Source organism: Caulobacter sp. GW821-FHT09H08, from assembly GCF_059415885.1.
Map to the genome: position 1 here is coordinate 949,160 of NZ_JBWKOC010000001.1, position 14,303 is coordinate 963,462.

Here is a 14,303-nt window from a genome sequence, read left to right on the forward strand (position 1 = left end):
GGCGCGAATGGGTAACCGACATCGCGGCGATTGCAGCTTAAATCGCTGTTAGGTGCGTTAAGCTCAGCCGACTTTCAGGTCGATGGTCGTCGGCTTGTCGGGGCGCACATGGCAGACGCCGCTGAACGCGGTCGTCTTCTGGGTGGCGCTGACGGTCGTCGAGCCCTTGAAGCGCATATCCCAGACACCGGGCGAGGGCGGGGCGTCGCCGTTCATGTGCTCGATGTTCAGCGTCTTGCCGGCGCCGACGGCGAGACGGTCGCGGATCTTGTCGGTGCAGGACTTGATCGCGTAGCCGCCGGTGACGAGGTCCATGAAACCGCCCTTCGGCTTCTGCTCAGCGGACCCCGCGCCGGCCGTGAAAGCGAGCGTGAGCGCCAGAGCGGTGGTGAAAAGCTTCATCGGGATCTCCCTTGCCGCGCCACCGTGGCGCCGCCGGGACCCGCCCGCAGCTTAATTCGCCGTCATGCGGCCTCGCCGGCCCAGCGGATGCGGCGATCGATGCGGATCGTCTCGGTGCTCATCGCGCACGCATAGACCAGCACCTCCACCCCCGCCTTGGCCGCTTCGTCCAGACCCCGCGCGAAGGCCGGGTCGAGGTCGGCGCAGGCCTGGAAGGTCTCGCAGTCCTCGCGCTGGACGACGATCAGGGCCACGGCGCGGTGGCCCTCGCGGACCTGGGCGGCGAGGTCGGTGAGGTGGCGGGTCGAGCGCTCGGCCTTGCAGTCGGGGAATTCGGCCAGGCCCGGCGTGCGGCTGAAATGGCAGTTCTTGACTTCCAGCCAGCACGGCGGGCGATCCGGATGGGTCAGCAGGAAATCGACGCGAGAGGCTTCGGCGTACTTCACCTCGGGCTTGATCGTCGCGTAGCCGGACAGCTCCGGGATCAGGTCCTTGGCCAGCGCCTCGGCCACCAGCTTGTTGGGCAGCAGGGTGTTGATCCCCACCAGCACATTGCCCTGCTCGACCAGCTGCAGGGTGTAGGCGAGCTTGCGTTTGGGATCGTCCGACCACGACACCCAGGCCCCCTGGCCGGCGTCCCTCACGCCCAGCATGGCGCCGGGGTTGGGGCAGTGGGCGGTGATCGCCCGACCGTCGTCCAGGACGATGTCCGCGAAGAAGCGCTTGTAGCGACTGACCAGCCGGCCGTGGATGAGCGGTTGCGGGAGCAGCATGCGGCTTAGCCTTCCCCCGCTTCATCCATCAGCGCCGCCCACTTCTCTTCGAAATCGGGATTGATCGGCGGCGGGTCCTGGACCTCCAAGGCGCGCCGCAGCGCTTCCATGGCCGAAAGCGGAAAGCCGTCGTCACTCGCCCAGCGCTTGTTGAAGCCGTCCACGCCGTGCTCGTTCCAGACGGCTTCCAAGGCCGTCAGCATCGCCTTGCCGAAGACCCTGCCGCCGACCTCCACGCCGAAGACGAGCACGCCATCCGAATCCGGCGGCGGCGCTGGATAGTGCGCGAAGTCGGGAAATTCGAGGATCGAGAGCAGGCAGGAGCCGGGCGAGGCGCCCATCACGACCGGTTGGCGCACCAACGTGATGCGCAGCTCGCCCGGCTCGAGTTCGAAGCTGGCTTCCGACCGATAGGCGCCGGTCGCCGTACTCAGCGCCATCCTCGCCAGGTCGCCGAACGCGTCCGTGCAGTAGCTGACCGAGGGGCTGTCATAGGCCTTGCCGCCGACCGTGAGGTGGAATCTCGCCCAGCCGAGACCCGTGAATTCGAAGCTTATGTCAGCGGTCATGGCGCTCTGTCTGTCGAAGTCGCCGCGATTGCTTACAGGAGGTCGTTGCTCCGAACCAAGCCCAGGCTTAAGTGCGATGGAAGGACGACGAGGGAGTAGAGCGATGACGGAACGCGTGACGGCGGCGGTGATGATCATCGGCGACGAGATCCTCTCCGGCCGCACCCAGGATGTGAACCTGTCAGCCATCGCCAAGTATCTGGCCACCTACGGCGTCGACCTTTGCGAAGCGCGGGTGGTGTCGGATGTCGAGCAGGACATCATTGACGCGGTCAACGCCCTGCGCACCCGCTACGACTACGTCATCACCACGGGCGGCATCGGCCCGACCCACGACGACATCACCGCCGACTCGATCGCCAAGGCGTTCGGGGTCACGGCGCCCGAGCATCCCGAGATCATGGCCCTGCTGCGTGAGCGCTGGGGCGAGCCCAACGCCGCCCGCCGCCGCATGGCGCACGTGCCCGAGGGCGGCAGCCTGGTGAACAATCCCGTGCAGGGCCCGCCTGGCTTCCAGAAGGACAATGTCTTCGTCCTGGCGGGCGTGCCGGCGATCATGCGCGGGATGCTGGAGGACGTCGGCCCGCGCCTGCGGACCGGGGCGGTGGTGCTGTCGAAGACCGTCCGCGTCACCGGCACGGGCGAGGGCACGATCGCCGCGCCGCTGGAATCGGTGGCCAAGGCCCATCCGGAGATGTCGCTGGGCAGCTATCCATTCTTCTCGCCGCCGGACACCTACGGCGCCAACCTGGTGCTGCGCGGCCGCGACGCCGAAGAGCTGGACGCGGCCGTGGCCGAGCTGATCACCGCCCTGACCGAGGCCAAGGCTCAGAACATCGAGCTGCTCGCGGACGCGGGGTAGGTCCTACTCCTCGCCCGCCACGGCCTTGGCCAGGTCGACCAGGTGCTTGCGCATGCCGGTCGACTGGATGGTGACGAAGGCGCGGGCCAGGTCGGGGGCGCCGGGCAGGGACCAGAACTGGGCCATCTCGTTGGCCAGCTCGGCGGCGGTGCTGTCGGCGTGTTCCGGATCGTCCAGGCCTTCGAAGAAGAAGCCGATCGGCGTCTTCAGGAACATGGCCGTGGCGTGCAGCTTGCTGGCGCTGATCCGGTTCGATCCGCCCTCGTACTTCTGCACCTGCTGAAAGGTCAGGCCTAGCGCATCGGCCAGGGCCTGCTGGGAGAAGCCCAGGTCCTTGCGGCGCATACGCAGGCGTCGGCCCACGTGGACATCGACGGGATCGGGAGTCTTGTCGTCGGCCATGCTCACTCACTGGAACGCAAGGTAGGACGTCGTGCTGAAACGGCGGCTTTCGACACGCGCGACGCGGGCGCATCCTGACCGGAGTCGAAACGCAGAGAAACGCTTATTCCGCATGGGAATGTTTATTCACTTCACGCGGGTGATCGGTCGCAAAGTCTTCCGTCGGTGGATCGCGGAAGGTGGTGCGGGCGGCCGGGGTCGAACCGGCACGGGCCGAAGCCCAACGGATTTTAAGTCCGTTATTAGCGTTGATTTTCAAGGATAATCCACAATTGTGCTAACGTCTTGTGCTAATCTACGCTTGCTCGCCACCCTCGAACTTCGGGAACCGGTGGCTGAGTCCGATCCTTTCGACGAAGTCTCGACCGCCCCGTTGTGGATGAAGCGTTGCTGGCCAAGGACCGGGCGTAAGCGCCTTCATGCGTCTTCCGTCTTTGACCCCCAGGCGCCAAGGTTCGATGCGAAGGATGTTGAGGCGCCGCAGGCCCGGCTCAGTTGGCTCTAGCGGGAACGGCCGTTGCCCATAGTAAATCCAAAGCTTGAGGGCCCCCTCTCCAACCCGGGCCAGCTTCAAAAGCGACTCAGAGCGCCAGCAACTGTCGATCTCGAAAACGATCGGCAAAGCGCTTGCGTCAACTCGCTCCCAGACGGCGTCGAAACGGCCCGTGGCGACAAACCGTCTATACCCGGTTGGCACTTCTATTCGGGACTTGAAGCCGAGGTGGACCGCTAGCTCGTGGAGGCGCCGCTGTAAAATGTCGTGGCGAACCTGCTTTGAAATTCCGGCTGGTAGCTTTGTGGTCAGGGCTCTGTCGATCGCGGCGATCAGGTCTTGAGGTAAGCGATAGTCCGGTTCCGGCGCCGGCCAGACGGACGGGGGCGCTTCACGCATGAGTATGGTCCTTTGCAGCTGCTTTTGCCGCTCGGGACCTCCCTGCCTTTCCCTCCCTGTTCGATGCATGGTCGTGGATAGGCTTGCACTCCGTTGAAGTGCTGGCCGTGATTGTGGGGTTTCCGCGCCTGGCCCGTAGGCATGGAAGGCTTCAACATCGCTAGAGGGCATCGATCGCCTCATAAGTTCACTATAGTATATATTCACTATAGAGAATGGTCAGGCGTTTAGGATTGGTTGCGCTTGCCCCATGAATTTGGGGCAGACGTTCGGAATCAATGTCAGGCGCTTGCGTCTCGAACGGGGGCAGACGCTTGAAGCGCTCGCCGACCAGGTCGACCTCGCCTACTCCTACGTCAGCCAACTAGAACGGGGTAAGCGCAATCCGACGCTTGCGGTGGTTGAGCGTTTTGCGGTCGCGCTTGAGGTCGATCCGCTAGTCCTGCTGTCGAAGGCGCAGCAGGCTACCGACTAGCCAAATGTAAGGCCGTTCCTGACTCATCAGAGACGTTGGGAAGGTTCGCTATCGGACGTGGGTGACACCGGCGCCGGTGCGGAACCGAACTGACTCATAGGTGACGTTGAGCGGGGCCGTCTTCTGCTAGAAATCGTATTTTCATTTAGGGTTAGCCGATCACAACGCGATTGCGTCCACCCTCTTTAGCCCGATAGAGGGCCATGTCGGCTCGTTTCAGAATCGCGCCCGCGTCCGCGTCGCCAGGGTTTCGCGCCGCCACTCCGATGCTCACCGTGAAGGGGATCGGGCTGCCATTTCGCCATTTGTGCTCGAATTCCTGGGTTTCGAAAATCAGCCGAATGCGCTCGGCCATGGCCGTGGCTTGATCAATGTCGGTACCGGGAAGGGCGGCCACGAATTCCTCGCCGCCCAGGCGCGCGAAGATGTCCATGTGGCGAACAGTGCCCGCGCCAACGCGCGCGAGGATGCGCAGGACTTCGTCGCCAGCATCGTGACCGTAGGTGTCGTTGATCGACTTGAACTTGTCGACATCAAGGATCAGGAGCGAAAGGCTCTTCTGGGACCGCATCAGCCGTTCGACGACCTCAGAGAACTCGCGCCGGTTTGGGATGCCGGTCAGCTCATCAGTCGAGGCCTGACGCTGCAGTACGTCCATCAGGTGCACGCGGTCGGTGATGTCACGGATGACGGCCGTGAACTCGACCAGGCCATTCACGCTGATCTTCGAGATCGCGATCTCCACCGGAATCCTCCCGCCGTTTCGATGCTGCCCGTAGATCAGATTTCGCTCGTCCATCTGCCGAGACTTCACCGGTGATCGGGCGAACTGATGCACATAGTCTGGATGTTTGGCGCGGTGGGCGTCCGGAATGAGCATTTCCAGCGACTGGTTGATCACCTCCTCCTGGTCGTAGCCAAAGAGGTTTTCCGCCGCGCGATTGAACAGGGTGATCCTGTGTTGCTGGTCAATCGTGATGATCGCGTCGTAGGCCGCGTCCACCACGGACCGAAAGCGGGACGTGCTGACCTCCAGCTGGTGGGTCAGCAACATCTTCGGGGAGATGTCGAGGCCCGTGACCAGGATGTGGAGACTCCCTCCGGCGTCGAGGTCGCGAATGGGCTTCAACGACAGGCGCCACCAGTGGGTCCCGTCCTTGAGATCGTAGGCCTGTTCGAGCTCCTGCGGCACTCCGGTTCCGAAACATTCCACCAGCTTTTCGCGCATCTCGCCGCGCATAGCTCGGAACCACGGCCTCCAAAGCGAATGGGAATGTCTCCGCGCCTATGCGCCTCCCGCCCACCATTTCGAAGAACAGTTCGTTGCAGGCAGTGACAGTCAGTTCTTCGGACGGGCCACGGGTAATCACCGCGACGCTGGAGGCAATGCTGGCTACGAATTCTTGAAGACGAGCGTTCCAGTCTTCCAAGTGCGTCTCCTGGGCGATGACATCTGGCGCAAGTTGCGGACAGCTTGTCACCGCAGCGCCGAAAATCAATCGCAAGCCCGACATGAAGCCTCCAATGAAAAGGCCGCGCCAAGGATCGCGACGACGGCGCCGCGAACGTCTTGCGGTGATGGTGTGATGTGACCCGGAAGGTGGAACCCGTCCCGATCTCGCTCGTCGCGCCGATCTCGCCTTCCATCAGCTCGGCCAGCTGCCGGCATATGGCAAGGCCAAGTCCCGTGCCGCCGAAGTGACGGGTGGTGGCGGCATCGGCTTGGACGAAGGTCTCGAAGAGGCGAGGCAGTGTATCCGGAGGGATGCCCAGCCCGGTGTCGCTGACTTCGATCTCGACCTGCCGGGCGTCACCCGCGAGCGACAGCCGGACCTGGCCCTGCTCGGTGAACTTGATCGCGTTCGAAATCAGGTTCGTGACGATCTGCCTCACGCGTACCGGATCGCCGAGTCGCCAGTTCGGTGCCGGATCGGCGGCCAGGACGAGTTTCAGGCCCTTGTTCATGGCGGTGTCCCGGAAGCTCATCAGGACGACTCGAAGCAGGTCGCTGAGATCAAAAGGCAGCGCCTCGAGGTCGATCTTGCCGGATTCGATTTTCGCCAAGTCCAGGATGTCGTTCAAAAGTGACAGGAGCGCTTCGCCGCTGCTCTTCACGATCTCCAGGCGTTCGCGCTGGCGAGGTTCCAGGGGGCCGTAGGACATGGCCTGCACCATGCCGAGCACGCCGTTGAGCGGCGTTCGAATCTCGTGGCTCATCGTCGCCAGGAATGTGCTCTTGGCGGCGTTGGCGGACTCGGCTCGAAGCATTGCCGCCTGCATGTCGATCTCGACCTGCTTACGGGCGGTGATGTCTCGCAGAATGGCCGTGAACACCTGTCCGTCGCGCGTCTGGAGTTGAGAGATCGAAGCCTCGATCGGAAACTCCTCGCCGTTCTTCCTGAGGCCATAGAGTTCGGCGCGGTCGCTCATCAGGCGGCTGGTCGCGCCGGTGCGGCCGAAGGCGGCGACACGCCGGCGGTGGGTCGCACGAAATCTGTGCGGCAAAAGACTGTCCAGCGAAGCCCCAACGATCTCGGACGCGGCGTACCCGAAGATGGCTTCGGCGCCGGCGCTGAACATCAGCACGTTCATCGCCGCGTCGGTGACGACGAGGGCTTCGGTTGACATCGCGAGAACGCCCCCCAGCACCAGAGCGTCGATGGTGTCTGAAGCAGTCTGGCCAGCGTGGGGGCAAGAGACGGATGACATCAAGATGGATCCAGTTGAATCAAATCGGCCTCCGCGCTTCAGGTTCGCGCGGGAGGCAGGCCGCTGGGCAAAGAGGAAAGGTCAGTCGAGGTAGCGAGCGCTATCGGCCGATCGACGCCGGGGGCCATGATGGGTTTCGGCCTGGGCGCGGCGGCGGTCCGGCCCGCAATAGGTCGTCGATACGACGCGGGGGCGAGGACGAGAGAGCGCGGCCTGAAGACGATCCAGGATCGCGGCGGCCGTCACGGGCTTGACCAGGAACTCTGTAACTCCCCGATCGCGGGCCGCTTCGACACATTCACGATCGGCGCGACCGGTCACCATGATGATCGGCAGCGTTTGGAACGATACGCCCCTGGCGCGCACTTTCGAGATGAACTCGAGCCCGTCCAGATTGGGCATTTCACGATCCACGAAGACGGCGTCCATGGCGAGCGTGTTCAACGTCGCGAGACCTCGTTGGCCGTCGGCGGCGTAGTAGAGATGGCGAGCTCCAGCGGCTGCGAGTATCGAGCCGATGATGGATCTCATTTGCGCGTTGTCGTCGACAATGAGAATTCTGAGGTCGGATATCGAAAGTTTCTCGTCCGATGATCTTCCAGCCAATCTCGAGCCTGAATTGTATTCGTCGTGTGTATTGGCGATATTTTTCACGACAGGCGCCTCGGGAATACAGGCATGTATGCAAATGCACTAGTTGCCCGGCCGAAGCGCGATGTCATGTAACCAACTGTAAAATGAAGTATTTTCCATTTTCGGTTGCGATATCTGGCTCCTCGCCTGCTGCCGCTCGAAGCTTGACGTTTCCGTGGCTCAATTTGGGCCTTGAAGGCCCCTGGTCGGGTTTGACGCCGTGATTTTACGGCCTAGCCTCGCGCGAGTCGGTCGCTTTCCCGGGGGGACCCCTATCCGCCGCGCGGCGCAATGAGGGTTTACCATTGAGAATTGCAATTCTGGACGATGAGATCACTCAGGCGCGAATTGTCGCGGAATTGCTCTCGGATGCCGGAAACCAATGCCTTGTTTTCAATTCAGCCAGAGCGCTTCAGGTTGAATTAAGGAGAGATACTTTTGATCTCCTGGTTTTGGACTGGAATATGCCGGGAATATCCGGTCTTGAAGCGCTGATTTGGCTCCGCGAAAACCTGCCCGAGACGCCTCCTGTCCTGATGTTGACGGGGCGAGATGCCAAGGAGGACATATTGGCCGCGCTCAATGCGGGCGCCGACGACTATGTCGTCAAACCCGCCGATCCCGCTGTCTTCCAGGCTCGTGTCGGCGCGCTTCTGCGCAGGGCCTATCCTGGGCGGCAGGCGCGGGGGGTCGAAGCCTACGGTGTCTACAGATTTGATCTAACGGCCAACAGCGTTGGCGTTCGGGGCGAAGACATTTCCGTCACCGCCAAGGAGTTCGGCCTGGCTCTTCACTTCTTCCGCAATGCTGAGCGCGCGCTGTCCCGCGCCCACATCCTGGAGGCGGTCTGGGGGCGCAATCCAGATCTGCCCAGCCGCACCCTGGACATGCATGTATCCCGTATCCGGACGAAACTTGCCATGCACCGGGACAACGGCGTGCGACTGGCGCCCGTGTACAGCTACGGCTATCGGCTCGAACTGCTGGGCGTCTCCGAAGCCTAGTCTTGCGAGCGTTCCGCGCCTTCGGCCTGAAGGTCGACCCGATCGATCCGAAGTTCGACCGTAAAGACGGTTCCGTCGTCGCCGGTCTCTACCTCAATTGTGCCGCCCATCAGCGCGCAGAGCTCCCGGCAGATGGACAATCCCAGTCCGGAACCTCCGAACCGTCTGGCGATTGAAGCGTCCGCCTGGACGAAGTGCTCGAAGAGCCGCGTTGAAAGCTCGGGCGGAATGCCGGCTCCGGTATCGGCGACCTGGAGCACAAGCCCGTGGTCGCCTCGATCCGCCCGCAACGTCACTTGGCCGCTGTCGGTGAACTTGACCGCGTTGGAAACCAGATTGTTCAAGACCTGCTGCAGGCGATAGGGGTCTCCGATGTAGACACCTAGGGCCGCGGGTGTGATCTCGACCTCGAAGGCGACGCCCTTCTGCTTGGCCAGGCTGGCATAGACGACCTCAAGCGTGTCGAATATGTCCGACAGGTCAAAATATATTTGCTCCAGTTCGAGTTTCCCGGCCTCGATCTTGGACATGTCGAGCAGGTCGTTGAGCATCGCGAGCATGTCGTGGCTGACGCCCTCGAGCAGGGCCAGGCGGCGACCGAGCTCTTTCCGTCCGTCCACGTCGGATGTCGTGTGAACGACGGCGATCAGGCCGTTGAGGTGAGAACGGATCTCGTGGCTCACCATGGCCAGGAAGGCGGCCTTGGCTCGATCGGCCTCGACCGCCGCACGCTCGCTTGCCTCGGCGCGCAAGAAGAGCCGAGTGGCGCGCCGATCGGCTGCCCGTCGAGCGAACCCGACCTGTACGGCGTAGAGCATGAACAGCAGGACCGCCGAGGCTGCGGAAAGGGTTCCGTACAGACTGTGCGATGGATCTGGATCCTGTGGCGTGCTCACGCGCCAGCCAAGCCCGGCCGCGAGGCTGAACACGAGGCCGGCCATCGCGCTCCAGCCCAACGGGCGGCTTACGGTGAACAGGCTGGCGGAGCCGAGCGTCAGCCCCGCGAAAAACGCCGAAGCCGCGAGGAGCGCGCTGGAATGGCCTTGGAGCGCGACGAGGATTGAGAGGCTAGAGTACGACGTCGTGAAGAGGAAGCTGGTCAGGCAGACCCGCGCCAAGCCGGCTGGCTGGCGCCCGATCGTAACGTCTTCCGCCTTCGCCGCGATGCGCCGCGCCAATTGGCGGAAATAGATCGCGAAGCCGCAGTTGGCGGTCGCCCAGAGTACGACTACCCATGTCGGCAGCCATGCCCAGCCCTGCACGGCGGTGATCAGAATGAGCGCATGGATCTGGCCGGCTTCCTGGCCATGGAAATTGTCAATGCGGCTGAGACGGAACCGCTTCACGGCGGGCCTGCTCCCAAGGAGATCTGTTTGTGGGGGAAACGACCATCATGCGGTCATTTTCCTTTTCCCGAAATTGACCCAGATCAAGCAAGCCATGAATCTCCGGGAATGGCTATGCTCGCGCGTTGACGGCACGGACCCTTGGGTCCATGTCGTCGCCTTTCGGGGACCGGCGATTTTTGATGATGAATACGACCGCCTGGAGCGATACGGAGGCGGAGTTCGCCCGCAGTTTCTCTGCTGTGGTCCAGATTATTCTGACTGCCGTCGTGGCGGTCGAACTGTTCATGCTGGTCTCGTATTCGATCGCCTTTTCAGGCGGTGATCGCGTCGCGATGCTGGCGATCGCCTCGACCAATCTGGCCGTCGCCGGCCTATCTCTCCGTCATTTGCGACGAGCGTCCACGCCGCGCCTTCTCGCTCTCGAAGCGATCATGTCGGTCGTCTACCTGCTGGAAGTCGCGCGACAATGCGCTTCGATCCAGATCGCGCCGAGCGACTACAAGCTTTTCAACTTCATCATCGACCTCTTTGTCTTCGTCCTGGCGGCTCCAAGCGCGCGTGTGGCCTTGCTGGGCAGCGGCTTGCCCTTGCTGGCGCTCCTCATGTTCGCCGCCCGAACGCCAGAGGGAGCCTTCGTCATTCCGGTCGGCATCGGGGCGACGATCGTAGGCTTCTGCGTTTCGTTGGCCATTCGAACAGTGATCCGGCGCGAGGTTACCGCCCGTTGCGCCAGTGACCACCTGAACTGGAATCTGCAGCACGAATCCGAGACGAACGCGCGGCTAAGTCTTGAGGCGCAATCCGCCAATCGCGCTAAATCCGAGTTTCTCGCTACCGTCAGTCACGAGTTGCGCACGCCGTTGAACAGCATCCTGGGCTTCGCCGACCTGCTGGGCGCGACTGAAGACCTGTCGGACGAGGGGCGACGGAGGCTTGGCCTGATCGCCGGCGCGGGCCGTTCGCTCCGGATGCTCGTCACCGATGTCCTGGAAGCCTCGCGATTGGAAACGATCGGCGTCCAGCTGGACCCGAAACCCAACTCGCCGTCCAGGTTGCTTCAGGAGGTCGTCGCGATCGTCGCGCCGGACGCGCGGGCCAAGGGTCTGACGATAGCGGTCGAGACCAGCGTCGACGACGCAGCGCTTTATGAGCTGGACGAGGACCGGCTCCGTCAGGTGCTTCTGAACCTCTTGAACAACGCGGTAAAGTTCACGCCGGCCGGCGGTGTCGAAGCCCGGCTGACCATAACGGCTGGCGAAGACCTCCCCATCATGTGTCTCGAGGTTGCCGACACGGGCATAGGGATATCCGCCGACCAGCATGAGAAGCTCTTCAAGCGCTTTTCCCAAATCGACGGCTCAGCGAGCCGGGTGTTCGGCGGCGCGGGCCTGGGGTTGGCGATCTGCCGTGCGCTGGTCGATCTTATGGGCGGCGAGATCGGTGTCGTCAGCGCCCTTGGCGAGGGCTCGACCTTCTGGATCAAGATGCCTGTCCGGCTGGCCGAGGCCGCGGTCGCTCCCACGATCGACGAGAACGCCGAGGTGGTGGCGCGGGTCCTGCTGGTCGATGATCATCCGATGAACCGCGAGCTGGGCGAAGCCATGCTGGTGCTGGCGGGCTGCGAGGTTGCTTTGGCCGAGGACGGCGAGGAGGCTGTCCGTCTTGCGGCGGATCAGGACTTTGACATCATCTTGATGGACATACACATGCCCCGCATGGACGGCCTAGCCGCGACGCGGGCGATCCGCTCTTCGGGTGGCGCATGCTCTGGCATTCCAATCGTAGCCGTCACGGCTGATATCGCGCCCCAGCAACTGGAGCGCTATCGAGAGGTCGGCATGGTCGATCATCTCGCCAAGCCGATTGACCGGGCCGAGCTCTATCGCGTGGTGGATTTCTGGTTGTCCCAGGACAAAGCGTCCGACGAGCGCTGGACGTGATCGGAGCCCAGGCGAACACGGCAATTCGCGCTCTAGAGGGCTGCGGCGCAGGCGTAGTGATTCAGCGCATCACTCCATCAAAGCGAACGTCCTGTTGCTGGAGCTAGGTCAGCGGCAGCTAATGGCGCTTAGGCTTCGTCAATTCGGTGAACGTGATCGGACGCACGTTTTGCATGGTCCTCGGCCCTGCTTAGCAATGTGAGGGCGAAACTGGCGTCGCCGGACTGCAAGAACGAGCGCATCGTCTGCAGTTGGCTTTTCAGTTTCCTAAGCTCATCTTCAGCTCGCCTTTTGTGGGACATCCGCGTCTCTCCTCCCTCTGAAAAAGCCTAGCCATTCTTCTGGCTCGGCGAAGATACGCTGATCAGAGTCTAGTTCTGGACCTTGGCCAAAGCCCGCATTTGGCACCAGGCCGAGGAAATGCACATGAGCACCTGCTAGGGTTGGCAAACAACGTACCCATGGGCGTTCACCTCAGAGCAAGCGCTGAAGAACGACATGAGCAGCCAGTAGAGCTGCACAAAGTAGGGACTGGGCCGCTGACCAGCTGCGACGGCTTGGAGCGCCTGTTCGACTTGCTGGCGGCTAAGCGAAGACGTGACGATCATCACGCGACGGATCGCGTCAGGCGCGGCCCGGGCTGCGTTGAACTCATCGGATAGGGCTGCGTGCGTGCTGCGAACCGTGCGCGAAATCTGCGTCACGGCACCATCGTTGGAATAGAACTGCCCCCAGCCGGCGACCTTGCCGGGCAACTCGTCGCTGGGCAGCGACATCCGACCGAGGTTCTTGATGGCTTGGCTTATTGAAATGTGGAAGGGAGAGGCGCCGAGCGACAGAGCGCCATGCTTGGCGTGATAGAATGTGATGCGTTTGGGCGAACCCGCATTGTCCAAGCCTATGAAGTCCGCCCATTCATCGCCTAGGTCATCGCAAACAAGAACGTTATCGCCTTGCGAGACGTGCGCGGCGACGGCGCTGAAGGTCGAGTCCACATCAAAGTTGGTATGAGCAGCGGAAAACGTCCCCTTTTCGCTCGTGACGTTGGTGAGGGATGGCTCCGCCTTCAAGTACGAGAGCAGTTGCGTACTACCCTGCGCGAGGCCCCCGTCTTGATAAAGCTCGCCATCAATGTAGGCGAGCGAGACGTCATCGAACAGGACGATGAAATGGCGCTCACGATCGAGATAAGCGCACAGACCAATACGTTCGGGATCACCGCCAAGCGGCAGGTCGCTACGCTCAACTTCGACGCCCGCACAGATCGGAAGCGACAGACTGCGAAGCGCTATGTGTGCCTTGTTGAGCCGCATCCGACCCAGCTGCACGCCGGTCGCGTTGCGAAGCAACCGCGTTGGCTCGTCGCCGTGTACTTCCATAATGGCGTCAAGTTCAGCAAGCAGCGCTTGGGTCTCACCGAAGGTGAGCGGCAGCCAGTCGGACCCTGCTAATCGGACCAGGCGAATCTCTTCCAGTTCGTAGATCGCGTCGCTGAGCGCCGCCGTATCCACGGAGAACGCCGTAGGCTGCCTGGATCCGAGTTCGGAGAAACTGATGGGGCGGGCAAACGACTGAATGAATGTCGATGGCGCAGCGCTAGCCGTCTGCAACTCGTCGATGACCGCGACGGCATAGTGCACTAACTCCAGATGACCCGCCCGGTCAGCCCGTTGTGCTATGCGACCTGTGCTGGGTGTCGCGGTGTAGTGCCCAGCCCCGCTCCGCAGCGCATAACCTTGAGCGATGTAGCGGCTAGACGAGGCGGCACCGACGGCGTTGCTAAGATCGTTGGACTCCAGGGTCTTCGTGCGAAGCGCTTGGCGCGACAGCGTCATGTGTTTCAGGCGCACCTTCTCGAAAATCGCGTCGGGCCGCGCAATCGCCATGTTGACCCGCTCTGGGGACAGTTTGGTCAGGTGGTTCGTTCGGAAAAGGGACGTCAGATCCAAGCGAGAACGGAAGACCGCAACGTGGCCGTCATGCTCCACGATCAAGAGAAAGCCGCATACGACTTCCCAGATCGCGTCTTGCTCAGGAAGGAACGCCGGGCGTCGCTCATAGTTGAAGGCGATCGCCGACCAGTGGGCGTCACCCTCGGCGACACGAATATGCCGGAAGAGATCGGGTTGCGCATTTTGCTGCGCAGCGCGCAGGGCATCGAACATCGTTTCCACGTCGGCGCCTGTAGGCGCATGCGACAAAACGAAAAACGTGGCCGTCCGTGAGGCTTGGAGGGCATCGATCATGTGCGAGACGCTAAGGCGAAGCTTGATCGCCGTCTAGTTGGAGATCG

The 14,303-nt window shown here is 62.4% G+C and carries 14 protein-coding genes and 1 tRNA gene; 4 read left to right on the forward strand and 11 right to left on the reverse strand.

Annotated features, from left to right (window positions below; translation table 11 throughout):
• Positions 1-63: 63 nt before the first annotated feature.
• The 3 genes from AC07NN_RS04680 to AC07NN_RS04690 all read right to left on the reverse strand — a co-directional run bounded on the left by AC07NN_RS04680 (position 64) and on the right by AC07NN_RS04690 (position 1,744).
• The gene (locus tag AC07NN_RS04680) at positions 64-402 is read right to left on the reverse strand and encodes a hypothetical protein (RefSeq protein ID WP_494637952.1); all 339 of its coding nucleotides are present in this window, start codon (positions 400-402) and stop codon (positions 64-66) included.
• A 62-nt stretch (positions 403-464) separates the two neighbouring features.
• On the reverse strand, positions 465-1,175 hold the full coding sequence (gene sfsA / locus AC07NN_RS04685) for a DNA/RNA nuclease SfsA (protein WP_494637953.1): 711 nt from the start codon (positions 1,173-1,175) through the stop codon (positions 465-467).
• A 5-nt stretch (positions 1,176-1,180) separates the two neighbouring features.
• A complete protein-coding gene (locus AC07NN_RS04690; RefSeq protein WP_494637954.1) occupies positions 1,181-1,744 on the reverse strand; it encodes a hypothetical protein in 564 nt (187 codons plus the stop codon).
• A gap of 103 nt (positions 1,745-1,847) precedes the next feature.
• Here AC07NN_RS04690 and AC07NN_RS04695 point away from each other — a divergent pair, with 103 nt between their 5' ends.
• Positions 1,848-2,606 carry a competence/damage-inducible protein A gene (locus AC07NN_RS04695; protein ID WP_494637955.1) on the forward strand — a complete coding sequence of 253 codons (759 nt, stop codon included), beginning with the start codon at positions 1,848-1,850 and terminating at the stop codon, positions 2,604-2,606.
• A 3-nt stretch (positions 2,607-2,609) separates the two neighbouring features.
• Here AC07NN_RS04695 and AC07NN_RS04700 read toward each other — a convergent pair whose 3' ends face one another.
• The 3 genes from AC07NN_RS04700 to AC07NN_RS04710 all read right to left on the reverse strand — a co-directional run bounded on the left by AC07NN_RS04700 (position 2,610) and on the right by AC07NN_RS04710 (position 3,900).
• Positions 2,610-3,008 carry a helix-turn-helix domain-containing protein gene (locus AC07NN_RS04700; RefSeq protein WP_494637956.1) on the reverse strand — a complete coding sequence of 133 codons (399 nt, stop codon included), beginning with the start codon at positions 3,006-3,008 and terminating at the stop codon, positions 2,610-2,612.
• A gap of 180 nt (positions 3,009-3,188) precedes the next feature.
• Positions 3,189-3,317 (reverse strand) — tRNA-Leu (locus tag AC07NN_RS04705).
• Positions 3,304-3,900 carry a hypothetical protein gene (locus AC07NN_RS04710; protein WP_494637957.1) on the reverse strand — a complete coding sequence of 199 codons (597 nt, stop codon included), beginning with the start codon at positions 3,898-3,900 and terminating at the stop codon, positions 3,304-3,306. Before AC07NN_RS04710 ends, AC07NN_RS04705 begins: the two co-directional genes overlap by 14 nt.
• 250 nt (positions 3,901-4,150) lie before the next feature.
• Here AC07NN_RS04710 and AC07NN_RS04715 point away from each other — a divergent pair, with 250 nt between their 5' ends.
• Positions 4,151-4,375 (forward strand): helix-turn-helix domain-containing protein, encoded by a 225-nt coding sequence (locus AC07NN_RS04715; RefSeq protein ID WP_494637958.1) that lies wholly within the window; start codon positions 4,151-4,153, stop codon positions 4,373-4,375.
• Between the two features lie 151 nt (positions 4,376-4,526).
• On the opposite strand, the gene AC07NN_RS04720 is transcribed toward AC07NN_RS04715, so the two are convergent.
• From AC07NN_RS04720 to AC07NN_RS04730, 3 genes are all read right to left on the reverse strand, one after another.
• Positions 4,527-5,603 carry a GGDEF domain-containing protein gene (locus AC07NN_RS04720; protein ID WP_494637959.1) on the reverse strand — a complete coding sequence of 359 codons (1,077 nt, stop codon included), beginning with the start codon at positions 5,601-5,603 and terminating at the stop codon, positions 4,527-4,529.
• On the reverse strand, positions 5,501-7,003 hold the full coding sequence (locus AC07NN_RS04725; RefSeq protein WP_494637960.1) for a sensor histidine kinase: 1,503 nt from the start codon (positions 7,001-7,003) through the stop codon (positions 5,501-5,503). Before AC07NN_RS04725 ends, AC07NN_RS04720 begins: the two co-directional genes overlap by 103 nt.
• Before the next feature lie 162 nt (positions 7,004-7,165).
• Entirely contained in the window at positions 7,166-7,738 is a 573-nt protein-coding gene (locus AC07NN_RS04730; protein WP_494637961.1) for a response regulator, read from the reverse strand.
• Positions 7,739-8,022: 284 nt separating this feature from the next.
• On the opposite strand from AC07NN_RS04730, the gene AC07NN_RS04735 reads away from it, so the two are divergent.
• Positions 8,023-8,721, forward strand: coding sequence for a response regulator transcription factor (locus AC07NN_RS04735; protein ID WP_494637962.1), 699 nt, complete (start codon positions 8,023-8,025; stop codon positions 8,719-8,721).
• On the opposite strand, the gene AC07NN_RS04740 is transcribed toward AC07NN_RS04735, so the two are convergent.
• A complete protein-coding gene (locus AC07NN_RS04740) occupies positions 8,718-10,067 on the reverse strand; it encodes a sensor histidine kinase (protein WP_494637963.1) in 1,350 nt (449 codons plus the stop codon). The genes AC07NN_RS04735 and AC07NN_RS04740 overlap by 4 nt on opposite strands.
• A 182-nt stretch (positions 10,068-10,249) precedes the next feature.
• Between AC07NN_RS04740 and AC07NN_RS04745 the strand changes: the two genes are divergently transcribed.
• Complete coding sequence (locus AC07NN_RS04745) at positions 10,250-12,010, forward strand: ATP-binding protein (RefSeq protein WP_494637964.1); 1,761 nt, start codon at positions 10,250-10,252, stop codon at positions 12,008-12,010.
• Between the two features lie 437 nt (positions 12,011-12,447).
• Here the strand turns inward: AC07NN_RS04745 and AC07NN_RS04750 are convergent, their stop codons facing one another.
• Positions 12,448-14,256: a hypothetical protein gene (locus AC07NN_RS04750; protein ID WP_494637965.1), complete on the reverse strand. Its 1,809-nt coding sequence runs from the start codon at positions 14,254-14,256 to the stop codon at positions 12,448-12,450.
• Between the last annotated feature and the right edge of the window lie 47 nt (positions 14,257-14,303).

Excerpts from the sequence above, each read along its gene's own strand:
- sfsA (WP_494637953.1), bottom strand. The coding sequence starts at position 1,175 with ATGCTGCTCCCGCAACCGCTCATCCACGGCCGGCTGGTCAGTCGCTAC.
- AC07NN_RS04745 (WP_494637964.1), top strand. The coding sequence starts at position 10,250 with ATGATGAATACGACCGCCTGGAGCGATACGGAGGCGGAGTTCGCCCGC.
- AC07NN_RS04710 (WP_494637957.1), bottom strand. The coding sequence starts at position 3,900 with ATGCGTGAAGCGCCCCCGTCCGTCTGGCCGGCGCCGGAACCGGACTAT.
- AC07NN_RS04720 (WP_494637959.1), bottom strand. The coding sequence starts at position 5,603 with ATGCGCGAAAAGCTGGTGGAATGTTTCGGAACCGGAGTGCCGCAGGAG.
- AC07NN_RS04695 (WP_494637955.1), top strand. The coding sequence starts at position 1,848 with ATGACGGAACGCGTGACGGCGGCGGTGATGATCATCGGCGACGAGATC.
- AC07NN_RS04715 (WP_494637958.1), top strand. The coding sequence starts at position 4,151 with ATGAATTTGGGGCAGACGTTCGGAATCAATGTCAGGCGCTTGCGTCTC.
- AC07NN_RS04700 (WP_494637956.1), bottom strand. The coding sequence starts at position 3,008 with ATGGCCGACGACAAGACTCCCGATCCCGTCGATGTCCACGTGGGCCGA.
- AC07NN_RS04725 (WP_494637960.1), bottom strand. The coding sequence starts at position 7,003 with ATGTCAACCGAAGCCCTCGTCGTCACCGACGCGGCGATGAACGTGCTG.
- AC07NN_RS04690 (WP_494637954.1), bottom strand. The coding sequence starts at position 1,744 with ATGACCGCTGACATAAGCTTCGAATTCACGGGTCTCGGCTGGGCGAGA.
- AC07NN_RS04750 (WP_494637965.1), bottom strand. The coding sequence starts at position 14,256 with ATGATCGATGCCCTCCAAGCCTCACGGACGGCCACGTTTTTCGTTTTG.
- AC07NN_RS04680 (WP_494637952.1), bottom strand. The coding sequence starts at position 402 with ATGAAGCTTTTCACCACCGCTCTGGCGCTCACGCTCGCTTTCACGGCC.